This window comes from Pantoea sp. Pa-EAmG (genome assembly GCF_030024295.1).
In the GTDB taxonomy this organism is placed as follows: Bacteria; Pseudomonadota; Gammaproteobacteria; order Enterobacterales; family Enterobacteriaceae; genus Pantoea; species Pantoea dispersa.
In genome coordinates this window covers 1-420 of sequence record NZ_JASEWO010000448.1, presented here as the reverse complement: position 1 = coordinate 420, position 420 = coordinate 1, and the positions used below count along the sequence as shown (strand labels likewise).

Sequence of the window (420 nt, the reverse complement as noted above, 5' to 3'; positions counted from 1 at the left end):
GCGATATCTCGCTCTATCCGGTCAAGAAAATTGGATTGCTGATGCGCCAGATGGGCTACAGCAAACCGGCACTGCTCGGCAACACGGTGAAGGGCACCGGCTATGCGCCGCTCAAAGCCGAGATTGCACGCCGCGCGGTGGATTATGGCTGCAATATCAGCGCTGATGACATCCTGATCACCAACGGTTGTATCGAAGCTATCTCACTGGCTTTGCGCGCCACCACCCGCCCCGGCGATATTGTGGCAGTGGAATCGCCGTGCTACTTCGTGCTGTTGCAGATGCTGCATAATCTCAATCTGCGCGTGATTGAAGTGGAAGCCGGGCCGGAAGGTTATGTTAACGTCAGCAAGCTCACCGCGCTGTTTCAGCGTAAAGCGGTGCAGGCCTATCTCACCATCAACAACATCAATAATCCGC

Annotated in this window: 1 pseudogene; it reads left to right on the top strand. The window is 55.5% G+C overall.

The features are described from left to right. Positions 1-420, top strand: a pseudogene (locus QMM04_RS23180) (PLP-dependent aminotransferase family protein); the annotation flags it as partial.